The organism is Bradyrhizobium sp. USDA 3311 (genome assembly GCF_054062495.1).
In genome coordinates, this window is the sequence record NZ_JBSSFI010000001.1 from 7,184,683 (window position 1) to 7,204,708 (window position 20,026).

At 64.2% G+C, this 20,026-nt stretch carries 16 protein-coding genes and 1 pseudogene; all 17 read right to left on the bottom strand.

Annotated features, from left to right (window positions below):
- Nucleotides 1–39 precede the first annotated feature (39 nt).
- The 17 genes and pseudogenes from ACVWW6_RS34475 to ACVWW6_RS34555 all read right to left on the bottom strand — a co-directional run bounded on the left by ACVWW6_RS34475 (nt 40) and on the right by ACVWW6_RS34555 (nt 19,930).
- A complete protein-coding gene (locus ACVWW6_RS34475; protein ID WP_456682243.1) occupies nt 40–1,737 on the bottom strand; it encodes a N,N-dimethylformamidase beta subunit family domain-containing protein in 1,698 nt (565 codons plus the stop codon).
- Between the two features lie 35 nt (nt 1,738–1,772).
- A complete protein-coding gene (locus ACVWW6_RS34480) occupies nt 1,773–4,034 on the bottom strand; it encodes a N,N-dimethylformamidase beta subunit family domain-containing protein (protein ID WP_456682244.1) in 2,262 nt (753 codons plus the stop codon).
- A complete protein-coding gene (locus ACVWW6_RS34485; RefSeq protein ID WP_456682245.1) occupies nt 4,024–4,374 on the bottom strand; it encodes a hypothetical protein in 351 nt (116 codons plus the stop codon). The genes ACVWW6_RS34480 and ACVWW6_RS34485 overlap by 11 nt, the downstream gene beginning before the upstream one ends.
- 50 nt (nt 4,375–4,424) lie before the next feature.
- Entirely contained in the window at nt 4,425–5,492 is a 1,068-nt protein-coding gene (locus ACVWW6_RS34490; RefSeq protein WP_456682246.1) for an extracellular solute-binding protein, read from the bottom strand.
- 22 nt (nt 5,493–5,514) lie between these two features.
- Nucleotides 5,515–6,321 (bottom strand): ABC transporter permease, encoded by an 807-nt coding sequence (locus ACVWW6_RS34495; RefSeq protein ID WP_456682247.1) that lies wholly within the window; start codon nt 6,319–6,321, stop codon nt 5,515–5,517.
- Entirely contained in the window at nt 6,318–7,196 is an 879-nt protein-coding gene (locus ACVWW6_RS34500) for an ABC transporter permease (protein ID WP_456682248.1), read from the bottom strand. Before ACVWW6_RS34500 ends, ACVWW6_RS34495 begins: the two co-directional genes overlap by 4 nt.
- Entirely contained in the window at nt 7,196–8,326 is a 1,131-nt protein-coding gene (locus tag ACVWW6_RS34505) for an ABC transporter ATP-binding protein (RefSeq protein WP_456682249.1), read from the bottom strand. The genes ACVWW6_RS34500 and ACVWW6_RS34505 overlap by 1 nt, the downstream gene beginning before the upstream one ends.
- A gap of 101 nt (nt 8,327–8,427) precedes the next feature.
- Nucleotides 8,428–9,216 carry a shikimate dehydrogenase family protein gene (locus ACVWW6_RS34510; RefSeq protein WP_456682250.1) on the bottom strand — a complete coding sequence of 263 codons (789 nt, stop codon included), beginning with the start codon at nt 9,214–9,216 and terminating at the stop codon, nt 8,428–8,430.
- A 14-nt stretch (nt 9,217–9,230) separates the two neighbouring features.
- Nucleotides 9,231–9,878, bottom strand: a complete 648-nt coding sequence (locus ACVWW6_RS34515) for a class II aldolase/adducin family protein (RefSeq protein WP_011086324.1) — start codon at nt 9,876–9,878, stop codon at nt 9,231–9,233.
- Nucleotides 9,875–11,158 (bottom strand): 3-oxo-tetronate kinase, encoded by a 1,284-nt coding sequence (gene otnK / locus ACVWW6_RS34520; RefSeq protein WP_456682251.1) that lies wholly within the window; start codon nt 11,156–11,158, stop codon nt 9,875–9,877. Before otnK ends, ACVWW6_RS34515 begins: the two co-directional genes overlap by 4 nt.
- Before the next feature lie 92 nt (nt 11,159–11,250).
- A pseudogene (locus tag ACVWW6_RS34525) lies at nt 11,251–11,782 on the bottom strand (GMC family oxidoreductase N-terminal domain-containing protein); the annotation flags it as partial.
- 44 nt (nt 11,783–11,826) lie between these two features.
- A complete protein-coding gene (locus ACVWW6_RS34530; RefSeq protein WP_028171914.1) occupies nt 11,827–13,158 on the bottom strand; it encodes an MFS transporter in 1,332 nt (443 codons plus the stop codon).
- A 77-nt stretch (nt 13,159–13,235) separates the two neighbouring features.
- A complete protein-coding gene (locus ACVWW6_RS34535; protein ID WP_456682252.1) occupies nt 13,236–14,042 on the bottom strand; it encodes an enoyl-CoA hydratase/isomerase family protein in 807 nt (268 codons plus the stop codon).
- 30 nt (nt 14,043–14,072) lie between these two features.
- Complete coding sequence (locus ACVWW6_RS34540) at nt 14,073–15,617, bottom strand: AMP-binding protein (RefSeq protein WP_456682253.1); 1,545 nt, start codon at nt 15,615–15,617, stop codon at nt 14,073–14,075.
- Entirely contained in the window at nt 15,610–16,128 is a 519-nt protein-coding gene (locus ACVWW6_RS34545; RefSeq protein WP_456682254.1) for a (2Fe-2S)-binding protein, read from the bottom strand. The genes ACVWW6_RS34540 and ACVWW6_RS34545 overlap by 8 nt, the downstream gene beginning before the upstream one ends.
- Nucleotides 16,125–16,940 (bottom strand): FAD binding domain-containing protein, encoded by an 816-nt coding sequence (locus ACVWW6_RS34550; RefSeq protein ID WP_011086316.1) that lies wholly within the window; start codon nt 16,938–16,940, stop codon nt 16,125–16,127. Before ACVWW6_RS34550 ends, ACVWW6_RS34545 begins: the two co-directional genes overlap by 4 nt.
- Entirely contained in the window at nt 16,937–19,930 is a 2,994-nt protein-coding gene (locus ACVWW6_RS34555; protein WP_456682255.1) for a xanthine dehydrogenase family protein molybdopterin-binding subunit, read from the bottom strand. Before ACVWW6_RS34555 ends, ACVWW6_RS34550 begins: the two co-directional genes overlap by 4 nt.
- Nucleotides 19,931–20,026 lie beyond the last annotated feature (96 nt).

Below are 20,026 nucleotides of genomic sequence, written 5' to 3' on the forward strand. Positions count from 1 at the left end.
TGCGTGGCGCCGGCTGTCGTTCACGCGTGGCTTGCCCGATCACGCCCTCTCCTCTCGCGGCACAGCAGGCGTCGACGACGTGAACCGGTCGAGAATGTTTCGGGTGATCCGCTGCGTGAACGGGTCGCCGCGCTTTAGCCCCATCACCCATTCGCAGGTCGCGGCGGTCAGAACCTCGCCCTTGCCACGGGTCATGTGCACCATCATGCCCGATCCGTATTTGTAGCGGGCAAGTCCCTCCGGCGTGATTTCGCCGGTAAGACATTCCACCAGGCCCTCGTGATCGCTGCTGCGCACGTAGTAGCGAAAGCCCTCGCCTTGCGGCTCGTCCTCGGCGAGGACGGCAGGTGCCATGGCCAATATCTCGATGGTCTCGGGCTGCCCGTCGGCGGGAACGGGAAACGGACGGCCGTTGCGGAAAGTGTAGTCGAGTCCGTCGACCTCGTAGGCAAAGATGTGCTGCTTGTCGCCGAAGATGTCGGCATAGTGCAGCCCGGTGCCGGCGAAGGCCCAATGTTCGGGGCGATAGACCGTAAAGCCCTTTTGGCCGTTCGGTGCAAAACCTCCCCAGGACGCATAGAGGCCGTGTGCGCCGTTCACACCCACTGTCGAGGCGCCGGGCCAACGCACGTTACGGTCTTCCCAGGCCGACGTCATGAGATGCGTCCTGCCCGTGCCGGCGATGGGATCCTTGTGGATCGCCTTGAACTTGTGGCAGACCTGCCGCTTGCCATCCTCTTCAAGCCGTATCTGCCACAGGAAGTTGGCACCGAAACGCGCGAGCCGTCCGCCGCTTTCCACATAGCGCTCGATCGCCTCACGCATCTCCCATGTCCAGTACTCGTCATGGCCGATGATCGTCACGCAAGGATAGCCGTCGAGCAATTCAGGCTTGTAGTGGAGATCGGTCTGGGTGATCATGTCGAGGGCATAGCCTTCCTTCTCCGCCCACAACACGAAATGACGATCGTACTGGGCCCAGCCAGCCGCCGCGTAATACTGGCCAAAGCCATTGGCAAAGGCCCACTCCTTCATCGGATAGCGCGGGGCATCGCCCATCTCGGGCGCAGGATCGGCGCAGATGCGGGGCGCACCTGCGGGGAGCCAGACCATGCCGCGGGTCCATGGTCGCTCGAGCGACAACACCGGCGACGGCTCGTCCCGGCCCGGACCTTCGACGCCGAAGTAGTGATTGGCACCACCGAAATCGTTGTAGGCAGTCCAGGTACCCGTCGGCAGGATCATCAGGATCTTCGCACGCCGTGTCCTTTCCACTGGGCGCACGACGAAAAAGTGATGCTGGACGAATCGGCCGCCATTCGCCCGCTCGCAGGACGAGATCACGCGATAGAACCCGGAGCGCAGATCGGACGGCAATCTCCACCGGTGCGGGACCGGCCAGTTACATCCATTGCGGTAGGCGTCCGGTGGCGTGGGTGCGAACACACCGTCCAGTGCATCGACCTCATGCACCATTTCCGGCTCAAGGCCATCGCGATAGACCTGCAACCGCCAGGTCTTCGCCGTCGCGCTGGAATGGAAGGCAACCTCCCCTCCCGGATCGTAAGACATCGCGTCGGTATAGGTGTACACCTCCGGCACTTCGGGGTCTTCGCGCGGCGCTTCGTACCAGGGCTGGCTACCCCAATGCTCGTCCGCATGCATCGGGCGCACCTTTCGCGGCCCGACGTTGATGGCTCCCAATTCCGGAGATTGGAAATGGCGCTTCTCAGTCATGGGAGATCTCTTCTGATCGAAGCCGTGTCCGTGCCCTAAGCCTGGGCGGGGATGACGAACGGCGCCGGATCAAGGAACCGTGTCACGACATTCAGGGTGATAGCGCTGATGTTGTTGTCGTAGTTGTTGTGGCCCAGCGACATGCCATAGGTGATCGAGCCAGTGGCAAATACCGCACCGCCATTGGCGGTTTCGAAGAACACCATGTCGGCGCGGACCAAGGCGTTCTGCGTGCCGTCAAGCCCGTCAACCACGGTACGAAACTCTTCCGGCGTCGGGAGCGCGCCTGCCCCCAGACCTTCGGAGGTCGCAATCCGTAACGCGTGCCGCGGCGTTCCCAGATCGAGATCGTAGCGGTCGATCTCGCTGCCGACCGCACCATTGTAGCGAAAGCCGAAGTCACCGAGCTTCTCGGCGCGGTCCACGCCCTCGAAGATGAAGGCGGCGCGCGCGTCCTCGCTCTCGGCCGTGCGCACATAGTAGCCGCAGGTGTCGTTGATCATCGCCGAAAAGCCGACGCCCACGAGCTTCTGCGGTGCAAAGCCGGAGTGCCGCCACAACGAGCCCGGCTCGCCGGTGCCGGCAAGATGTACCTCGCCCGGCTCCGACTCCCAGGTCCGCGTTCCGGCCATGCCGCGGCGGACCTCCAGCGCCGCGGGCGCGGCCGGATGAAAGCCGCAGCGCCAGTAGAACGCATTGCCTCCCATCGAGATGTGCCGCCCCCCGGCGTTTTGGTGCGCCATGATCGCGTTCATCATGCTGAAACTGTAGTATTCGGGATGGGTCGGCGTCATCACGACCCGATAAGGCGCGAGCGCCCGTGCCCCTTCGCGATCGAGCTCGACATCCGTGATCAGATCGTAGGAAATCCCTTTCTCCTCAAGCCAATCGAGGATGTGGGTGTCGTTGATCAGATTGAACCAGTAGCCCCGCGGGCGCATGTTGAGGATGGGCCGCAGCCAGGAGCTGTAGGCGCGCCCCGATCCGTCGACATGGCAATCATAGGTCGATTGCCCGATCTCCGGGTTCTCCTGCATAAAGACGTCGTCCTGCGGCAGCCACAGGACGTGCTCCATCAGAGTCTCGAAGTGAACCTGATAGAGCCGCAATGCACTGTTGGCATAAGCCAGATAAGTCGCCACCGAAGCGACGATGACGAAATCGGCTCGCCTGGACTTCCTGCCGGGGGTCACGAAGAAAGTGACATAGCTTTCGCAGTTCGCCTCAGGGTCATTCCCGCCAGGCGTCAACCGCAGCGCATAGACGCCCGATCGCCAATCGGCCGGCACATCGAGCGCGCACGTGGTCTGCCACCCGCAATCGTAGATGTCATCGCTGTGGAAATGGATCGCCGCATATTCGCGCGGCGAGAGCCGCCAGTCATGGACGCTCCCCGACCAATGAAAGCCGGTGACGCCTCTGCGGGGCAGCTGGCGCAGGCTGCCGTGCAGACCGTTGGGCGACAGGTCCTTGACAGACAGCGTCGAGATCCCGTCCGCAAAATCCCAGAAAGCGACAAGGCCGGCCTCGGTCGCACCTGTCCGCGGCTGGCAATCGAACACGCGCAGCGCCTCCGCCTCCAGCGGACGCGAGAAGATCCGCGGCGCCTCGATCTTGCCGTCGAAATGAGACGCGTATTGCTGCTCCCCGTTCAGATGATGGGCCGCAATCAGGAACGGCAATCCCGAGTCGAGCGCAAGCGCCAGCGGCAGAGCGAATGATTTCGCGTGGGCGACCGTCGGCTGAACGCCATCCGCCGGAACGATCAACGACAGCGTTGCCGATCGCCGTACGAGGTCGAGCGCGACCGATACGAACGCCCAGACGCGCTGTCGCAGTTTCACGTCGAGGGTAAAACGGGCCGACGCTCCGGTTGACTGGCCGAGGACCAGAACCGGGCATCCTTCCTCATCAAGCTCGAGAGCGTAGCCGCGCCCCGAGGCCTCGCACCAATTGCCCATCACAGCCTTGGCATTGTCGGCGATGCGCGTCGGATAGACATAGGCGCCGAAGCACCAGTGCCCCTGGGTCGGAGCGAGAGCGCCATCGTGCTCGACGATCGCGTTGGATCCCGGCCGGATTGGCTGATCGAGACAGGCGTGCTCGCCGTCGACGTTGCTCGTCATCACCTCGTATTTGAAGCCCGGACCGTTGACATCGACATCGCCGCAGCGCAACCGCAGCACCTCGACCTTCACGTTCGGCCGCTTACTGCTCAGCTGAAAACGGATGGTCTCACCTGCCGGAACGCTGATGCGGTCCGGATAGCCGAGATACTCGTTGGTCCTATAGATCACCCGAAACCTCCGCAGGCAGCGTCTCGCCTGTCATTTCCCGCCAACGCAACTTGAAAACATGCCACTCCGCTTCAGCGAGAGAGGTGAAGACGCGATCATCGACGAAAGGCATGGGATCGCCCCGCCGCTTGGGGATACACGACAGCCGCCAGGCCCTGCCCGGCTCGAGCACGATCAGGACAAGTCGCCCTTCCGGCCTGCCCCATCGCATCCGCGCCAGCAGCTTGCGGAGCTCCGGACTGTGCACACCGAGCGGGCTCGCGCGGAATTCCTCTACGAGATCGAGCCTGCTCGGATCGATGACGTAGCGCATCGCACTGGGGTCACTGGTGTGATCCATGGTCCGTCCTCATCTTGCGAACGCGAAGCCGCGGGAGACGCTGTCGCGGCTCAGCGCGTCAGCCAGGCCATCCACCGCTCGCGCAATTCGTTGCGGTGCTCGCCGATCCAGGCGAAATCGGGTTTGACCAGCTTTTCGTAGTTTTCCGGCGAGGTCGCATAGAGATTGCGCTCTTCCGGCTTCAGCAACTCGATGGCCGACTTACTGGCAGTTGCATAGTTGACGGCCCGCATGAACGGTACGTGGGCGTCGGAGCTCGCATAGAAGAAGTCGAGATAGGCCATGGCCGCGTTGAGGTCCGGCGCGCCCTTGAGAACAGCCATATAGCCGGTGTCGCGAATGGCCTGATCCCAGGACATGGCGACCGGTGCGCCCTCCTTCACGACGGCGAGCGCGCGTCCCGAATAGCTCATGGCCAAGACCACCTCGCGGCTGCGCATGATCTGCTGCACCTGATCGCCTGTTTTCCACCAGACGGAGACATTGGGACGAATCTCGTCAAGCTTCTTGTAGGCGCGATTGAGATCGAGCGGAAAGAGCTGGTCCGCCTTGACGCCGTCGGCGAGGAGCGCGGCCACGGGCACCCACCAGTCGCTGTCGCCGGTATCAGGCAGGCCACGAGGTCCGGGGAATTGCTTCACGTCCCAGAAATCGGCCCAGGTCTTCGGTGCCTTCTCCTTGAACGCCTTGGTATTGTAGGTGATCAGCATGCCTCCGGTCGTGCGAGCGACACCGTAGGGCTGGCAGGCATCGGAGACGCCGAACTTCTGGACGCTCGGCAGCTTGGCGCAGTCGATCTTCTCGAGCATGTCGGTGCGCCCGACCAGATCTGGACCGGTTGCCGTGACGATGTCGAACTCCATCTTGCCGGTTCGCTGCATTGCCTTGGCGCGCGCCCACTGGTCGGGAACTTCGACCGCGACCGGGACGACCTCGACATTCCTGGCCTTGTTGAAGGGCTCGTAGAAGTATTTCGCCAGCGTGTTGCCCATCAGACCACCGGTCGTGGCAATCACCAGCTGATCTTCGAGCTTCTGAGCGGCAGCCGGCAACGTTACAGAAAGAGCGGAAGCCAGCGCAAGCAGTGCTGAGGTCCGCTTCCAGGTCTTCTTCGACATCGACGTTCTCCTCTTTGAGCTCTCATCCGGCGCTTGACTGAGTCTTGCTGCGGGACCTGAGTGCATGGCCTCCCAGCAAGATCGCGATGGACAGGACGATCAGCAGCGTCGCGATCGCAGGAATTACCGGTGTCAGATTCTGCTCGATGTCCTCGAACATACGACGCGGCAGCGTCTTCTGGCGTATGCCGGACAGGAAGAACGACACGACGGGTTCGTCGAAGGAGATGATGAAGGCAAACAGCGCGCCGCTCGCAAGACTCGGCAGGACCAGCGGCAGCGTCACGAAGCGAAAGGCCTGAAAGCGCGTCGCACCGCAGCTCATCGCCGCCGCTTCGAGATTGGCGTCGACGCTGCCCAGGGCCGCCGCCATCGTGAACACGACGAACGGCAGGGTCAGAACCGTATGTGCAAGCACAAAGCCGGGAACGGTTCCTGAGAGACCGATCGTCTGGAAAAACAGGTAGAGACCGACGGCGAGCGCGATATGCGGCACGATGATCGGCCCTATCAGGAGGATCTGGAACAGGGTCACGAGCCGGCTGCGACCACGAACCATGGCATAGGTGGCTGCGGTTCCGATCAGCGAAGCACAGACTGCCGTCAGAAGCGCCACCTGCACGCTGAGCCAGGTGGCCGCACGCCACTGCCTGCTGTCGAAATACTCGGCGTACCATTTCAAGGTGAAACCGGTCGGCGGGAATGCCAGGTAGTCGTTCTGGCTGAACGACATTGGAATGACGATGACGAGCGGCACAATGATGAATGCCAGCACAGCATAAACATAGGCGCCCAACACGAGGGAACCTCGGTCGGTCGGCGGTTTCACGAGGCGCTCCCCATCAGCCGGTCGAAACGCAACGTCTTGCTGAACACGATCGCGAGCGAGGTCACGAAGAACGTCAGCCCCCCCACCAATGCGGCGGCGAAGGGCCAGTCAAGGACCTCGCGGATCTGTTTTGACACGAGGGTCGAGATCATCATCTCCTGCGGTGAGCCGAGAAGCGCGGGCGTGATGAAGAAGCCAAGCGCCGTGAGAAACACCAGCAGCGATCCGGAAACGACGCCCGGCAGGCTCAATGGAAGAATGACTTCGAGAAAGGTCCGCAGGCGCGTCGCGCCGAGCACGGCGGCCGCCCGCGCATAGTCGTTCGGAATGCTGCGCAAGGCGCCGTAGATCGGTAGGATCATGAACGGCAGCAACACGTGAGTCATGGCGATGACCACCGCGCTCTGGGTGTAGAGCAGCTTGAACGGCTGCGAGGTCAGGCCGAGGGCCATCAGCGCCGAGTTGATCAGCCCATTGCGCTGGAACAGGAAAGACCAGGCGGCGGTGCGCACCAGTACGCTCGACCAGAGCGGCAGGATCACGCAGACCGCGACAAGGGCGGCGGGCGCCCCCTTCGTCCGGCTCATATAGTAGGCCACCGGAAAGCCGAGAACCGCGGATAGGGCTGTCACGAGCGCAGCAGTCCAGAGCGTGCGCATCAGGACGCGCGCGTGAACCGGGTTGTCGACGACGCGGGCGTAGTTGTCCAAAGTCGGATGCGGCTCCAAGAAGCTGATCAGGAGGAGCTGCGCAATCGGATAGATGAAGACGAAGGCGATGACGGCGAAGAACGGTAGCAACAGCAGCAGCGTCGACAGGCCGCTCAGCCTGCGGCCATCGGAGTACCAGAACTGCGATCGCACCTCCTTCGTCATCACCGCTTCCCTCGGTAGAGCAGGATCGCCGCCGCAGGCACGGTGAAGGACGCAACGTCTCCGGGAGCCAGGGAGCTGAGCTGCGATTCGCCCGGAATGCGCGCACGCATCTCGGTGCCATCCGGCAGGCGGCCAATCAGGAGCATGGCTGACCCCGCATAGACGATGTCGCTCAGCGTGACGTTGACGATTTGCCCTGCCGCACTCGCGCCGAGCCGTAGCCGCTCGGGCCTCACGGCCATCACCCCGGCTTCGCCGGCCTTCACTGCATCGACCGCCGCGGTCGCCGGCAGTTGCCACGTCTCACCCCATGGCAGCCCCACCGAGACAACGTCGCCGACGCTTTCGACCGTGACGTCAACGAAATTCATCTCGCCGATGAAGCCGGCGGTGAAGAGATTTGCGGGCCTCTCGTAGAGTTCGCGTGCCGGCCCGATCTGCTTGATCTTACCATCCTTCAGGACGGCGATCCGGTCGGCCATGGTCAGGGCCTCACTCTGATCGTGAGTGACGAAGATGACGGTAATGCCGAGCTCGGCATGCAGGCGCTTGATCTCGAGCTGCATGTCCTCACGCAGATTCTTGTCGAGTGCGCTGAGTGGCTCGTCCATCAACAGGACGCGCGGCTGATAGACGACGGCACGCGCGAGCGCCACGCGTTGCTGCTGGCCGCCGGAGAGCTCGTTGGGACGACGGTTGCCGTAACCGCCCAGACGCACCGTTTCGAGCGCAGCTTCGGCGCGCGCATGACGCTCGGCCTTCGGCAGTCCACGCATCTTCAGAGGAAAGGCGACGTTGTCCAAGATCGTCATGTGCGGGAACAGCGTGTAGTTCTGAAAGACCATTCCCAGGTTGCGCCTGTTCGAGGGCACATAGGTGAGGTCTTCGGAATCCACCTGGATGGTGCCGCTTGTCGGAAACTCGAACCCCGCAACGCTCATCAGGATGGTGGTCTTGCCGGAGCCGGAAGGTCCAAGCAAAGCGATGAATTCGCCGGCGGCAATATCGAGATCCACGCCATCGACGGCAAAAACCGGGCCGAAACGTTTTTCCAGACGGCTGATGCGGATGGATGCGCCCGCTGTTGCCGGTGTAGTCGATGCAGCCTTCACGAAGATCTCGTTTCCCATCTGTCCGCCTGGTACGACGCGGGAGGCAAATGCCCCTTACACTGATGCCGGGGACCTCGATCCACGGCGGCTACTCTCGATATAATATTTGATATATCAGGCTATCGCGCAATAAAGCGCGCGACAAGGGCCATTTGCGCGTCGAGCATCGGCTTGCCGCCGATGGTTCTCGCGCCCTGAGCTGCGGCCCGTTCCAGAAGCCGGGTCACCTCGGGGGTGACGATGATGTCGCTGACGGCGGTCGCGGGACCCACTCCCTCGATATCGAGCGGCAGAGGGTCATCCGTCTTCATGCCGAGCGACGTCGTATTGACGATGAGGTCGAACGCGCGTGCCTCAGCGCGCCCGGCATTGACCTTCGTCTCCGGATAGCGCCGTGACACCACCTCGGCGAGCGCATGCGCCTTCGCTCCATCCCGATTCATGATGGTCAGCTCGCGTGCGCCGGCCTCGGCCAGGCCGAATGCGGTTGCGCGCCCCGCACCGCCTGCTCCGACCTGGAGCACTTTCCGGCCACGAACCGCAATCTGATGCTGCGCAAGGCTGGCGACAAAACCCCGCGCGTCCAGATTGTCGCCGATGAGGCGTCCGTCAGCCGTTCGCTTGACGAAATTGACGGCGCCGATGAGCGCCGCCGTCGGCGTCGTCTCATCCAGATGTTCGATCACGCCTGTCTTGTGCGGGATCGTGACACCAAAGCCGACGACATTGCGCATCAGCCTGACGCTCGCGAGAACTGCCCCCAGATCGGCCGGCAGCACATGAAGCGGCGATACCGCCACGTCGTCGTCGATGGACTGAAAATAGGTGTTCAAGACAGCGCTTGCGCGAACATGGTCGACCGGGTGCGCCAGCACGAACATGATCTTGGTCTTGCCGGTGATCTCCATGGGCCCTCCTTCGATCAGGCTGGTAAAGCAACTCGGCCGTAGCTCGCATAGCGTTCGAGCACCCGCGCCATTTCATCATCGGGAAGGATCGTCGGCGCGCCGGCCTGACAGGCGAGCAGATACTGCCTGGCAAGAGTCTCAAGCTTTACGGTGAGATCGAAAGCCGCCTGCAGGCTTGCGCCCGCGGCGATCATCCCGTGGTTGGCCAGCAGGCAGGCCTTGCGCTTCCGAAGCGCGGCGACCGCGCCTTCGGCGAGCGCTCGTGTTCCAAATGTCGCGTAGGGAACGCACGGCACGTCGTTCCCGCCAAAACCGGCGACCATGTAGTGGAACGCCGGAATTGGCTTCGCAAGACATGCCAGCGCGACACAGCAGTCGGCATGTGTATGTACGACCGCATTCACGTGCGGATAGGCCTTGAGGATGGCGAGGTGCATATGCCATTCGCTGGACGGCAGGCCGCCGCCGAGCACGGTTCCGTCGTGCTTCAGCCGCACCAGGCGATCGGGCGTCGTGTTGCCGCTGTTGCCACCACTCGGCGTGATGAGAATGTCCTCCCCGAGGCGGCAGCTTACATTGCCGCTGCTGCCGTGATTGAACCCCTTCTTTTCAAGCGTCTCGACGATGTTTAGCAGCGATTGCCTGGTTTCGAGCTCGTTCAATTGGCATCCTCCGGATTCAGCATCGATTTCAGCGTCGTCATGAACAGGTCGACCGGCCCGAGCTTGCCGGACTTGAGGCAAAGGGCGATCGGATCCGCGTCGTCGGTCGTGGCCGTGCCGATGCCCGGGCCGCCATAGGGGCCAACCCGCAGGCTTCGAATGCCAAGGTGATCAACGATCGAACCCGAGGTCTCGCCGCCGGCGACGACGAAGCGGCGGACTCCGGCACCACGAAGAGAAACAGCGAGACGGCCGAGGATGGTCTCGGCAAGTTGCGCAGCACCTTCGCGCCCATATCGCTCCTGGACCATTTTGACGACTTCGGGAGACTCCGAGGTTGAGATGGCGATAGGCCCGTCCTTCAGCCGCGGTCGCGCCCAGTCGAGCGCCACCCCGACTGCTGACCCGACATCGTCGGCCGCCAGGAGATTCATCCGAAGCACTGGGCGGTGTCGTTCGAATTCGGCGAGTTGCTCGAGCGTGCGTTCCGCGCAACTGCCGGCAAGAACCACCCCGCTGCCATCCACTGCGGGCAAGCGCGCCCGGTTGCTCGTTGGGGCGACGAGCCCCTGCGCCTTCCAGATCGCAGGGTAGTGCTGAACGATCGTTGCGTTGCCCGTCATCAACTTCCAGTCGGAAGTCAGCTCGGCGAGCACATCGAGATCGCGATCATAGATCGCATCCGTAATGAAGTAGCGAACACCCTGCCCGGTCGCGGACGCGATAGCCTGCTCCAAATGTGCAGGGCCGGCACTGACCAAAGGATGGGCAAGAAGGCCAACCCTGGTTGGCGTCTGCCTCTGCAACACGCGAACGAGATCGGGATCCGTCATCGGCGTCAGCGGATCGTTGCGCTTCGGCGAGTCCGAGATCAGCTCGGTCCCGAGAAAGAGATGGCCGTTGTAGACGGTGCGACGAAGCGAGGGAGAGGCGGGGCAAAACGCAGTGTGGTCCGCGCCCGTGAGCTGCATCAGCATGTCCGCCACGGGACCGATATTGCCGCGGTCGGTGGAATCGAATGTCGCACAATACTTGAAGAAGATCTGACGCGCGCCACGCGCGAGCAAAGCCCGCGCCGCCTTCCCGCCCCTGGCAACAGCTTCGTCAGCCGGGATGACGCGCGTTTTTTGCGCAACCACGATGGCGGGGATGTCGCCGATCGTCGCAACAAGTTCGGGGTCGGTGACAAACGCGCAGTCGATACCGGCAGCGATGAGCATGGCGGCGGTCTCCATACCGCCGGTTAGATCGTCCGCCACCACCCCAAAAACTGGTTTCATGATGCCCTTACACGATTTCACGCCACCGCCTCAGCTTTGATACATGATATATCAAATATTACAATAGAGCTTGGCGCCGCGATATTGGTCCGAGCGGACGCTCGGCGTTCCTTCGTCCGGCATTCGACCGGCGGGAAGATACCGTCTTCGAATTAGCCGTTCTGGTCCTCTCGGAACGGCAGGCCCGTCGCCGACAACGCCTCGCCGACGGCGCGGCCAAACGGCGGCATCGCCTCGTGCGCGATGCGGCGGACCGGGATCGGGCCGCTTCGGCCGTGCAACGGGCCGTCAAAATCCAGATCGGTCTCGAGCTTGAGAAAGTACGACAGCACTTCCGCCCAGCCCCAGCCTCGCGCTCCGAGATCGCGCCATTCGTCATAGTCGCGCGGCAAGCCACGATTGGCCGACTGCACATTGATACTGGAGCCGCCGCCCATCACCGGCCCTGCTCATAGACACGGGCGACCGGCTTGCTCCCGGCGGCATGTCCATTCCGGCTTCGATCAGGAGAACGCGGCGGTGCCCATCGGCGGAAAGCCGGTTAGCGAGCACGCGGCCCGCCGCCCCGCCGCCGACGATCAGGTCGTCTGATGCGGTCCATCCATACCCGTCTCGTTGCGCAATTCGATGGATCGGCGCGGCCGCGGGTGCAGCCGCGCCGATTTGGCCTAGCGGAAATTGCCCTTGGTCTCCGGGATCACGATCGCGCCGATCAGATAAATCACGAACACGCCGACCGCGAAATAGGCCAACGACATCGGAATCTCTGCGGGGCTGCCGCTCACCAGCGAGACGAAGGTCGGCATCATGCCGCCCAGCGCAAAGCCAATGTTCCAGGACAAGCCCGTGCCGCTCGCGCGCAGCGCAGTCGGAAAGCGCTCGTTCAGGAAGATCAGCACCGGCGCATAGCCGGCATTGCCGATGAAGGCGATTGCCAGCGCGTAGACCGTGATCTGCGTCGTGTCCTTTGTCGCAGCGAGATTGAGATAGCACAGTGGCAGCAGCACTGCCGCCAGTGCGCCGATCAGAAGGAACGTCTTCTTGCGGCCGATGCGGTCGCTCAGCGCGCCGACCAGCACCGCAGAGAAGAACGCCGACACGCTCGCGCCCATCAGGATCAGCGACGAAGTCTGGTTCGGGACCGCGTTGATGACCTTCAGGAAGCTCGGCAGGTAGCCCGAGGTCAGGTAATAGCCGGCTCCACCGCCGAAGGTGATGAGCAAATTGACCAGCAGCACGCCGCGATACTGGCCGGAGAACACGTCCTTCACCGGCGCCTTCGAGACCTTCGCCTGCTTGTTGCCCTGCTGGCGCTTCAGCTCCTTGAAGTACGGGGATTCCTCGAGGTTCCGGAAGATGAACCAGCCCAGCAGCGAGCTCAGCAGGCCCGAGAAGAACATGAAACGCCAGCCCCAGACCGCGAAGGCATCGCCGGGGAAGACCGAGGACGTGATCAGGAAGATGAAGGATGCGAGCAGCGCACCGATGCCCGCGCCGCCGCCGCCGACCAGGCCCGACATCGCGCCGCGCCATTGCGGCGGCACGGACTCGGTGCCGATGGTATGGGTGGACGCCACGACGCCGCCGACGAAGATGCCCTGGACCAGCCTCAGGATCAGGAACATGATCGGCGCGATCACGCCGACCTGCGCGATGGTCGGCAGCAGGCCGAACGCCGCCGTGCTGAGGCCGACGCCCACAATGGCGATCAGCATCGCCTGCTTGCGGCCGTGCACGTCGGCATAATGGCCGAACACCGCCGAGCCGAGCGGCCGCATCAAAAGCGTGACCGCGAACGAGCCATAGACCGCGGCCAGCGAAAGCGCGGCATTGCTCGACGGAAAGAACAGCGCGCCGACGACCGGCGCCACGTAGAGCAGAATGAACAAATCGAACAGATCGAGCGCCCATCCGAGCACCGATGCGATGATCGCATTGACCATCTGCTTGTTGTCAGCCGATGCCTGTGCACCGGCGACCGGCATATCCATCTCAGCCATGTTGTTTTACCTCCCCCGTTTGAACGGCGCCGCGGTCCGCGCCATTGCGAACCGCGGCATTGCGCTTGCGTCGCGTCTCAGCGGCCGACGAATCTCGGCGGGCGCTTGGCGTTGAAGGCCTCGACGCCCTCCTTGAAGTCTTCCGACTGGCGCAGGCGGCTGTAGCAATGGCCTTCGAGCTCGATGGCGATGGCGAGCGTCGAGTCCTCGGTGTCGTTGAGGAGCTTCTTGGCGGTGCGCTGCGCCAGCGGCGAGAAGGTACGAAGCTCGTCGACGAGCTTGTCGGTCGCCTTCTCCAGCTCGGCATCCGGCACGCATTCGGTGGCGATGCCCCATTCATAGGCCTGCTTGGCCGAGATGCGTTTGGAGCGCATCACGATGTCCTTGGTGCGGGTGATGCCGACCATCTTCTGCAGGCGGGCCGAGCCGCCCGAGCCCGGGATCTGGCCGAGCTTCTGCTCCGGGAGCGCATATTGCGTGGTCTCGGATGCGATGCGGAAGTCGCAGGCCAGCGACAACTCGAAGCCTACGCCGAAGCAATAGCCGCGATTGGCGACGATAACAGGCTTGGCGCAACGCGCCGGCGCGGCGATGTTCCAGGCGAGCTTGGAGACGTGCTCGGGGCTCGCTTCCATGAAGCCTCCGATATTGCCGCCGCTAGAAAAATGCTCGCCCTCGCCGCGCACCACGATGACGCGCACGCGCGGATCCTCATCCAGCGTCTCGAAGGTCAGCCGAAGCTGGTCGCGCTGCGGCATCGACACGACGTTGTAGGGCGGCCGTCCCAGGATGATGTCGGCGCGCTCATGCGCCTCGTCGATTTCGACCTTGAACCCGTCGAGCTTGGCGTGCCGGGGGTCGGCAAATGTATAGAGTGACGGCATTTTGGCTTCCTTCTGTTGATGGGCGATTTTTCAGGCCGCGTCCGACGGCGGCAGGCGCTCGGCCTCGTATTCTCCGGCGACGAGCAGCCGCCGCAGCAGCTTTCCGACGGGTGATTTCGGGATCGCGTCGACGAAGACGTAGCGGCGCGGCCGCTTGAAATTGGCAAGGCCCGAGGTGCGGCAGAACTGCTCCAGCTCTCCTTCCGACACCGCACGATTGCGCTTGACGAAGGCGGCGACAACCTTGCCCCATTTCTCATCGGTGACGCCGACCACCGCGACCTCGTCGACATCAGGATGCAGCGACAGGCAGCTCTCAATCTCGACCGGCGAGACGTTCTCTCCGCCGGTGATGATCATGTCGTCGACGCGGCCAGTGACGAACAGGTCGCCGTCGGGATCGACGAAGCCGGTGTCGCCGGTAAAATACCAGCCCTCGCGCAGCGACTTGGCGTCGGCTTCCGGACGGCGCCAATAGCCTTCGAAGGCCTCGTCGCCTTTGAGCGTGGCGATGATCTCGCCCTCCTCGCCGACCGCGGCGATATCCGCGACCGACTTCGCGCCGATGCGCACGACCTTGACGTGCTGGTTCAATCCCGCCTTGCCAGCCGAGCCGGGCTTTGCGGCCGCGTTCTGGTCGATCGTAAACGTGTAGATCTCGGAGCTGCCGTAGTGATTGACGAACAGGTTTGGCTTGAACGCCTCGTTCAGCTTCTTCAGCAGGCCATCGGTCATCGACGCGCCGGCAAAGCCGAGCTTGCGCACGCTGGAGACGTTGGTCCCGGCAAAGGCCTCGTGATGAACGAGATCGTGATAGAGCGTCGGCACCAGATAGAGGTTGGTGATCTCCTCCTTCTCGATCAGCACCAGCGCCTGGCGGCTGTCATAGCGCGGCAGGCAGATGAACGTGCCGCCGATCAGCGACATCGCCAGCAGCGAGCGGACGCCCATGGTGTGGTAGAGCGGCATGACGCCGAGCGTGCGCTCCCCGCGGCCGTAGAGATTCTGCGCGACATGGGCGATCGCTGCGGCCCGCTCGGCGCGGTGCCGGCGCGGCACGCCCTTTGGCCGAGACGTCGTGCCCGAGGTGTAGAGCATGATCGACCAGGCATCGGCACCGACACGCGGCTCCGCGTCGGGCGCGCGGTCCTTGATCAGGTCAGAAAAGCTGGTGGCCTCACCGGTCCCGGGATCGACGGACACGCGCAGCAGCCTGCCTGCCAGCGCCGAACCCTGCACGGCCTCGGCAGAGATGTCCTGATGGAAGACCGCGCAGGCCTCGGCGTTCTCGATGCAATAATCGAGCTCGTCGGCCTTGGCGCGCCAGTTGATCGGCGTCATCACGAGGCCCGCGATCTGGCAGGCCCAGTGCAGCGTCGCCGCCTCCCAGCGGTTCTGCAGCAGCGTGACGACGTGATCGCCGGGCTTGAGGCCGAGGCGGTCGAACGACACCACCAGCGCGGAGATCTTGTCGTACCATTGCCGATAGGTCAGACGAAGGTCGCCGTCGACCAAGGCAATCGCATTGGGATCGCGCGCGGCGCTGGCCATGAAGCTGCTGGCGAGATCAAGCATCGGACGTCTCATTTTTGGATGAAGCGAGTTCGGCGGCGGCTTCGAGCGCCGCCTGGATGATTGGGGTGTAGCCGGTGCAGCGGCAGATATGCCCGCTGAGAAGACCCCGGATCTCCGCCTCGGTCGGCGCCGGGTTCCTCGCGAGATAATGGTCCAGCGACATCAAGATGCCGGCGGTGCAGAAGCCGCACTGGAGCGCGTGGTTGCGGCGGAAGGCCTGCTGCAGCACGCCAAGCCGATCGGCCGACGGCGCGAGCCCTTCGACCGTCTTCAGTTCGCAGCCATCGACTTGCGCCGCGAGCGTCAGGCACGACCGCGTCAGCATGCCGTCGACGACGATTGTGCAGGCGCCGCAGACACCGTGCTCGCAGCCGACATGGGTGCCGGTCGCCCCCAGCTGGTGGCGCAGAAAATCCGAGAGCAGCATCCGCGGCTCGGCTTCGCCCTCGACGGGATTGCCGTTGAGCGCGAAACGGACGGCATGGCGGCGGTCCGCCTTGAGACGGGTCATTGCAGCACCTCGCCGATCAGGTCGCGGCCTATCATGCGCACGAGGTCGCGGCGGTAGCGCGCGGTCGCGTGGACGTCGTCGTGGGCGCCAAGCTCGTAAGCGAAGGCGTTGAGGGCGTCGTCGAGCGCGGTCCCATCGAGCCGCGGCCAATCGCGCGCGGTCGGCACATCCGCGACGCCCCCGACAGCGAGGCGCACACCCGTTGGCGTCTTCATGGCTGCGCAGGCGACGATCGCGAAATCACCGTGCCGGCGCGCGACCTCGCGGAAAGCGACGCGCGATCCCTTGATGACAGGCAGCGATATGCTCTCGATCAGCTCATCATCAGCGCGCGCGGTCAGCATCATGCCGGAGAAGAAGTCCTTTGCCGCCACGCGGCGGCGTCGTTTAGCGTTGCGCAAGAACACCTCACCGCCAAGCGCGACCAGCGTCAGCGGAATCTCGGCGCTGGGATCGGCATGCGCGAGCGAACCGCAGATGGTGCCACGGCTGCGGGTCTGCATGTGCCCGACCCAGGGCAGCGCCAGCGCCACCAGCGGCAGGGTCTCGGCAAGATCTGGCCAGGCCAGGAGATCGGCCTGGCGTACACCGGCGCCGATGACGACGGCGTCGCCCTTCCGCTCGATCTGGCGCAGCTCCCTGAGGCGCATGATGTCGATCAACAGTTTTGGCTTGGCAAGGCGCATGTTGAGCATCGCCATCAGTGACTGCCCGCCCGCGAGCACGCGGGCATCGCCGCCCTGCTGTGCCAGTCCATCAAGGACATCACTGATGCTCTCGGCGCGGAGATAGTCGAATGCGGGCGGCTTCATCGGCGCCCCCCGAACAAGCCGGCCAGCAACGCGAACAGCGAGAAACCTCCGCCCTCCGCGCCACCACCGCCGGCCTTGCGGGCCAGCGCGGTGAAGAACTGGCCGATGATGACGCGCGTCGCGCCGTCGAGCAGCCGCCCGCCGATGCTGGCAACCTTGCCGCCGACGGCAGCGTCATAGCTGTAGGTGAGCTTCGTTCCGCCGTTGCCGTCGGGCGCGAGCGTGATGCGTCCATCGGCGCTGCCAAAACCCAGCGCGCCGCTGGCACCGCCGCGCAAGGTCACTGCATGCGGCGGATCGAGATCGAACAATTCCACATCGGCACGATAGCGGCCGGTGACGGGGCCGATGCCGAGCGTCACGTCGGCGCGGAAATGCGTCTCGGTGACCTTGTCGACGCTCTGGCAACCGGGAATGACCGATTGCAGCGTCGCGGGATCGAGCAGCATGGCCCAGACCTGCTCCGGCGCGCTCTTGACCGAGGCCTGCCCCTCGCCGCGCAGCCGCCGGTCGCCTTCGCGCACGGGCGCTGCGGTCGCACCGCCTGCTGGCGGCGGCGGCTCGGCGCCGCGCACCATCTCCGCAAGGCGCGCCGGCACCAGCGGCAAGGTGATGTCGGCAACGCCCAGCGCATCCACGACCGCATTGGCAAGGCACACCGGCGTCGACATGCAATTGCCTTCGCCGACGCCCTTGGCGCCGAGCGGGGTGAACGGCGACGGCGTCTCCATGTGGATGATTTCGGGCTCCGGCACCTCGGTCGTGGTCGGCAGCAGATAGTCGGCGAGCGTTCCCGTCAGGAAGCTGCCGTCCTCGGCGTAGGCATATTCCTCAAAGAGTGCGGCACCGAGCGCCTGAGTGAAGCCGCCGCGGATCTGGCCGTTGACCATGCCGGGATGCAAAATGGTGCCGCAATCGTGCATGGTGACGTAGCGGTCGATGCGCGTCTCCAGCGTCGTGCGGTCGATCTCGACGCCGCAGAAGTCGAAGATGAAGCCGTGGCACAGCGAGGAATTGATGCGGTCCTCATCGTCCGGCGGCGTCAGCTCCGGCGGCGTCCAGAACACAGTCTCGCGGATGGTCTGGCCTGCGTCGTCGCGTAGCGAACCCGGCGACCAGTGGCTGAGCGCGGCGACGCGCGAGAACGCGATCCGGTTCTCGGGATTGTGTTTTGATGCGACGAATCCCCGCGCGAACACGATGTCCGACGCCTCGACGTTCAACTGGCTGGCGGCGATGCGCGCGAGCTTGCCGGCGACGCGCTCGGCCGCAATCTTCGCGGTGCCGGCCACCGCCGCCGCAAAGCGGCTCGCATAGTTGCCCGATGCGATCGACCAGGCGTCCTTGGCGGTGTCGATCTCGGTGTTGACGCGGATATCCCTGGGCTGGAGGCCAAACACGTCGGCAACGACCTGCGACAGCACAGTACGATGGCCCTGCCCCTGCGGCACGGACGCCACATGCACCGTGACGCTGCCGACCGGATCGAGCCCGACGGTCGCGGTCGCCTGCGCGCCGTTCTTCGGTCCGGCCTTGCGGCGCTCGGCCGCCGTCAGCACGGTGGTGATGTAGCCCATGTTGGAAACGCTGGGCTCGACTACCGCGGTGAAGCCGATGCCGTAGAGACGCCCCTCTGCCCGCGCCTCGTCGCGCCGTGCTTTCAGTTCGGCAAGCCGGCCCTGCTCGACCGCGCGCGCGATCGCTTCGTGGTAGTTGCCGGAATCCAGGAGCGCGCCCATCGCTGTTCGATAGGGAAACGCGTTCGCCTCGATCAGATTGCGCTTGATGACGTCGAGCGGATCGAGCCCGAGGCCAATCGCGATGCGCTGCACCAGCCGTTCGAGCGCGAAATAGACCTGCGGACCACCAAAACCGCGGTTGAGTCCGGTCGGCGTCTTGTTGGTGACGACGACGCGGTTGCGGACCTTGACGTGGCTTATGTCGTAGGCGCCGGTCAGATTGCCGTGCATGCGATAAAGCGTCGCCGGCTCGGGCGCGCGCAGATGAGCGCCGCAATCCTCGACCTGGTCCCAGTCGAGCGCGAGGATCTTTCCATCGACGCCAACCGCCGCCGACAGCGTCGTCGCGCGATTGGTCGCCGACACCGAAGCGGTAAGGTGCTCGAGCCGGTCCTCGATCCATTTGACCGGCCGCCCCGTGACGCGCGCCGCCGCGGCGATCAGCACGATATAGGGAAACACGCCCTGCTTGACGCCAAAGCTGCCACCGGAATCCGGCGGCGTGCGCAGCCGTAAGCGATTGCCCGGCACTTTCAGCGCACGCGCGATCACCGTGTGGATGCTGAACGGGCCCTGGAAATTGGCGAGCACCTCGAACGCGTCCTCGGCCGCATCGTGCGAGGCGACGACGCCATAGGTCTCGATCGGCGTGCAGGAGTTGCGGGGATATCGGATGTCGATGGAGAAGCGATGCGGCGCATCCGCGAAGGCTTCTTCAGGATCGCCGTAGCGAAATGAGCGGTCGCTGGCGAGGTTGCCGGGAAAGCCGTCATGCAGCACCGGCGCTCCCGGTGCGATTGCACCAAGCGGATCGACGACGGCGCCGCGCGGGCGATATTCGACGTTGATCAGCTCGGCCGCATCCTCGGCTCGGGCGCGGTCGGTGGCCACGACCACAGCAACCGGCTCTCCGACATAGCGCACACGGTCCGTCGCGATCGGCCAGCATTCGACCGGCGCCTTCACGCCGACGACCAGGCTTGTCGTGACGGCCTTGACGTCGCTGCCGGTCAGAACCGCGGCAACGCCCGGCAGGCGTTTTGCAGCTTCAGCATCGATGGAGAGAATGTCGGCATGTGCGTGCGGCGAGCGCAGGATGGTCGCGTGCAGCGTGCCGGGCTGGACACCGAGATCGTCGATGAAGCGACCGCGGCCAGAGAGCAGCGCGGCGTCCTCGACGCGCTCGATCGAGCGCCCAACCCACGGCTCATCGCTACTTCCCGGATTTGCGGATATGACCGCCTGCAACATGTCCCGGCATACCTCCCGACGCGTTCTCTGACGCGACGGTGACACTTGTCAGGACAGGGGCTGCGCGGGCCATACCGCCCGCTCTCACGACTTACC